Source organism: Mesorhizobium sp. P3_A9 (assembly GCF_056402975.1).
Genome location: NZ_JBFUGJ010000399.1, coordinates 1 through 5,040, shown reverse-complemented (window position 1 = coordinate 5,040; position 5,040 = coordinate 1). Strand labels below are relative to the sequence as shown.

The following is a 5,040-nucleotide window of genomic DNA, read 5'->3' as shown; positions in this document are numbered from 1 at the left end:
CCGCCGCATCATGCACGCCATGCGCCTGCTGCGCCTCAATCCCGACCAGGGTTTCGCCAAATGCGCCCGTATCGTCGGCGAGGTGATGGGCAAGTTCCATCCGCATGGCGACCAGTCGATCTATGACGCGCTGGTGCGGTTGGCGCAGGATTTCTCGATGCGCTATCCGCTGGTCGACGGGCAGGGCAATTTCGGCAACATCGACGGCGATAACGCCGCCGCCATGCGCTACACCGAAGCGCGCATGACCGACGTGGCGACCGAACTGCTTGCCGGCATCACCGAGGACGCCGTCGACTACCGGCCGACCTACAATGAAGAGGACGAGGAGCCGGTGGTGCTCCCCGGCGCCTTCCCGAACCTGCTTGCAAACGGTTCGTCCGGCATCGCGGTCGGCATGGCGACTTCGATCCCGCCGCACAACGCGGCCGAACTTTGCGACGCGGCACTGCATCTGATCGAGYATCGGGACGCACCGGTGGCCAAGTTGATGGATTTCGTCCAGGGTCCGGATTTCCCGACTGGCGGCATCATCGTCGACAGCCGCGCCTCCATTCTTGAAGCCTATGAGACCGGTCGCGGCGGTTTTCGCGTGCGCTCGAAGTGGATGCAGGAGGACCAGGGCAGGGGCACCTGGAGCATCGTCGTCACCGAAATTCCCTATGGCGTGCAGAAGGCGCGGCTGATCGAGAAGATCGCCGAGCTGTTGATGGCGCGCAAACTACCGCTGCTCGAGGACATCAGGGACGAAAGCGCCGAGGACGTCCGCGTCGTGCTGGTGCCCAAGAGCCGCTCTGTCGATCCCGGCATCTTGATGGAATCGCTGTTCAAGCTGACCGAGCTTGAAAGCCGTTTCCCGCTCAACATGAATGTGCTGTCGCGCGGCAAGGTGCCCAACGTGCTGTCGCTGAAGGGCGTGCTGCAGGAATGGCTSGACCACCGCCGCGASGTCCTGATCCGCCGCTCGAAACATCGCCTGGGCGAGATCGAAAGRCGSCTSGAGATCCTSGCCGGCTACCTGATCGCCTAYCTCAACATCGACGAGGTGATCAGGATCATCCGYGAGGAGGAYGAGCCCAAGCAGGTGATGATGGCSCGCTGGTCGCTCACCGAYACCCAGGCCGAAGCCATCCTCAACATGCGGCTGCGCGCTTTGCGCAAGCTGGAAGARTTCGAGATCCGCAAGGARTTCGAYGGCCTCACCACSGAGAAGAAGCAGATCGAGGCGCTGCTGGCATCCGATGCCAAGCAATGGGCGACGATCAAGTGGGAAGTCACCAGCATCCGCGACAAGTTCGGCCCCGAGACCGAACTCGGCAAGCGCCGCACCCAGTTCGCCGACGCGCCCGAGCACGATTTGACAGACATCGCCCACGCCATGATCGAGCGCGAGCCGGTGACTGTCGTCGTTTCGGAAAAGGGCTGGCTGCGGGCGATGAAGGGCCATCTGGCCGATCTGTCGACGCTGACCTTCAAGGAAGGCGACAGCCTCAAGCTCGCCTTCCATGCCCAGACGACCGACAAGGTGCTGGTCTTCACCACCGGCGGCAAGTTCTACACCATTGGCGCCGACCGGCTGCCGGGTGGGCGTGGCCATGGCGAGCCGATCCGCATCATCGTCGACATGGACAATGACCAGGACATCGTCACCGCCTTCGTCCACGATCCCAAGCGCAAGCTGCTCCTGGCCTCCTATGACGCAAACGGCTTCATCGTGCCGGAGGAAGAGGTTGTCGCCAACACCCGCAAGGGCAAGCAGGTGATGAACGTCAAGGCGCCGGACGAAGCCAAACGCTGCATCCCGGTCAGTGGCGATCACCTSGCCATCGTCGGCGAGAACCGCAAAATGCTGGTSTTCGCGCTCTCCGAAATTCCCGAGATGGGCCGCGGCAAGGGTGTGCGGCTGCAGAAATACAAGGATGGCGGCCTGCTCGATCTCAAGCCGTTCACCTTGGAAACCGGCCTGTCCTGGCAGGATTCGGCCGACCGCACCTTTACGAGGTCGCGCGAGGAACTGGCCGAATGGATCGGCGCCCGGGCCTCGGCAGGGCGAATGGTGCCGAAGGGTTTCCCGAGGACTGGGAAGTTCGGGTAGCGGCTTGCTCTCCCCCCTCGAGGGGGAGATGCCGCCAAAGGCGACAGAGGGGGTCGGTTCGACCGGACGCGACCTCCTACTTCAAACAGAAGAAGGCTAGCGCTTTACGCGAGGCGACCCCCTCTGGCCTGCCGGCCATTTCCCCTCGAGGGGGGAGATATCCAACCAGTTGGAGTATCGTCACGATTGCTGCACTATATCAGTGCATAACGGGGAGGGGCGTTTGGGAGACACGGGCGTTTGAAGGAATCCAAAATCCAGAAACCGGAGCGTCACCAGCGCCTGTTCGGCCTGTCGACGCCGCTGCGCTCAGCTGTCATTCCGCCGCTGTCGGCGGCGCGCTGGCTGCTGGTGCTGATCGTCGCCGCCGGCGTCTATTTCTTCCATGGCTTCCTGTTCCCGGTGCTGGCCGCGCTCGTCATCGCCTTTGCCAGCTGGCCGCTCTACCGGCGTCTGCTTGTTGCCGTCGGCGGCAACCGCACCATCGCCGCGACCTTTGCCATCCTGTTCATCCTGGCCTTCCTCGTCATCCCGATCGCACTCGCCGGCACCTATGCCATCAACGAGGTGCGCGAATGGGTCGGCTGGGCGATCGAGACCAATCGGCATGGTGCCACCACGCCGCACTGGATCGCCACGCTGCCTGTCGTGGGCGAGTGGCTGAACGATCAGTGGACGACCAATATCGGCCACCCCGGCGGCATCGGGGAACTGATCCAGTTGGTCAGCGGCGCCAACATCGGCAGCATCTATCGCGGCGTGCTCGCCGCCGGTGGCAGTGCTTTCGGGCTGCTTCTGACGCTGCTGTTCATGATGATCGCGCTGTTCTTCGCCTATCGCGATGGCGAGCATTTTGCCGGCCAGGTCGACCGCCTCGGCGAGCGCATCCTGCCGACGAGATGGGAGCGGATTTCGCGCGTCGTGCCGGCGACGATTTCCTCGACGGTGACCGGCATGACCGTCATCGCCATCGGCGAGGGGCTGGTACTGGGCATTGCCTACTGGCTGGCCGGCGTGCCGTCGCCGGTGACGCTCGGCGCCCTGACCGGCGTCATGGCGCTCATTCCCGGCGGCGCGCCCCTGTCCTTCACCCTTGTCTCGATCTACCTCGCCGCCAGCGGCTCGCCCATGACCGGSCTGGCGCTGTTCCTWTGGGGAGCGGTCGARCTGTTCATCGTCGACAAGACRYTGCGCCCGAAACTGGTCGGCGGGCCGATAAAGCTGCCYTTCCTGCCGACCTTTTTCGGCCTGATCGGCGGCGTCAAGACCATGGGTTTTCTCGGTCTGTTCATCGGCCCGGTGCTGATGGCGCTGCTCGTCGCTATCTGGCGCGAATGGCTGCGCGAGGTGGAACTGGTCGACGAGATGGCCACCGGCTCGGCTGCCGAAATCGAAGCCGGTCCGCAGATCGAGATCCTGCCGGAAACTGGCGCGGCGAAGAAAGCCAGCGCCTGATTCCGAAAGCTTGTTCTGAAGCAATTCCAGGAAGAGTGTGAAGCGGTTTTCTAGAGCGGCTCGCCGTTTCCTTGAAACGGTGAACCGTTCTAGACCGGATGGTGCACCGCGAGATCGGGCCGGCGCTTGCGCCCGTCATGCAGCTGCCAGAGCGAATGAGCGACCAGCGTGACGATCAGGATCGCRCCGCCGATCAGGCTGTTGCGSGWYGGCGYYTCGGCAAAGATCRYCCAYACCCAGACCGGCGCCAGCACGGTTTCGAGCAGRTAGAACATCGCCACTTCCGGCCCSGAAATGTATTTCGGSCCGKYGGCGAGGCAGAAGAACGARATCGGCATGATGACGGCGCCGTTGAAGATGATCCACCASGGCGCGTTCACSTGAAAGCCTTCGCCTGATGACACCATGAAGGCTGCAACCGCGAGCGGCAGAATGACGCCGACCAGCGAAGTGAAGCCCATGTCCTTGCCGCTCGCGCGCGAGATGGTGATGGCCACGGCTACGAAGAAGGCAGAGCAAAGCGCCATGAAGTCGCCGAACAGCTTGCCGGTGCCGACCGACCCGCCGACGATGACCAGCACGCCGAGGATCATGATCGACATGGCGATAATCGTCACCAGCTGCGGCCTTTCCCTGAGGAATAGCCAGGACAGCAAGCCCGCGAACACGGTGTTGAAGGCCAGGATGAACACCAGGTCGGCGGTCGAGGTGTGATAGACGGCGGTCACGAAGGTGATCCCTGTCAGCCCATAGCAGATCGCGACGATCAGGCCGGACCAGCCGGGGATGAGCGGCGGGGCGTTGCGGCTGAGCGCCCGCCAGACCGACCAAATGATCATCGCCGCGACGAATGTGGTGCCGGTGCGCAGCAGCATGATCGTCCATGCGCCACCGTCGGCGAGGCGGATCAACGGTATGTCGACAGTCAGCGTCAGTCCGCCGATGGCGGTTATCAAGAGACCCTTCTGGTGATCATGGTGAGAGGACATGCAGGAACTTTCGCAATGAAATGCAGGCCGACGGTTGGCCGATGCTATGGCGCACTCTCTCCAGCCAACCGGCTGAAAGACCAGCATCCCCTGCCTTGAAACAGTTTAAGCGCGGATCGTGGAAAAACTCAGCGTGAAACCGCTTCGTTGGTGTAGCGCTCCCAGCCCTTGGGGCCGAGATGCTCCTGCGGCATGAAGCGCATCTTATAATTCATCTTGCGCGAGCCGTTGACCCAGTAGCCGAGGTAGACATGGGGCAGGCCCATCGCCCTGGCGCGGGCGATGTGGTCGAGGATCATGAACGTACCGAGCGAACGCTCCTCGAATTCGGGATTGAAGTAGGAATAGACCATCGACAGGCCGTCGGCCATCTTATCGGTGAGAGCCACCGCGATGAGTTCGCCCTGGCCCTTGCCGGTGATGAAAGTGTCGGGTCCACGCCGCCGGTATTCGATCACCTTGGTATCGACATGGGTGTCCTCGACCATCATGGCGTAGTCG

General features: G+C 62.9%; 4 protein-coding genes. 2 read left to right on the top strand and 2 right to left on the bottom strand.

Annotated features, from left to right (window positions below):
- Positions 1–2,095, top strand: a 2,095-nt coding sequence (gene parC, locus AC1DX0_RS30945) for a DNA topoisomerase IV subunit A (protein ID WP_477358244.1), incomplete at its 5' end; no start/stop codon positions are given.
- 240 nt (positions 2,096–2,335) lie between these two features.
- A complete protein-coding gene (locus AC1DX0_RS30940; RefSeq protein ID WP_477221133.1) occupies positions 2,336–3,550 on the top strand; it encodes an AI-2E family transporter in 1,215 nt (404 codons plus the stop codon).
- 89 nt (positions 3,551–3,639) lie between these two features.
- On the opposite strand, the gene AC1DX0_RS30935 is transcribed toward AC1DX0_RS30940, so the two are convergent.
- Entirely contained in the window at positions 3,640–4,539 is a 900-nt protein-coding gene (locus AC1DX0_RS30935; protein WP_477358242.1) for a DMT family transporter, read from the bottom strand.
- 128 nt (positions 4,540–4,667) lie between these two features.
- On the bottom strand, positions 4,668–5,040 hold a 373-nt coding region (locus AC1DX0_RS30930), incomplete at its 5' end, for a GNAT family N-acetyltransferase (protein WP_477358240.1).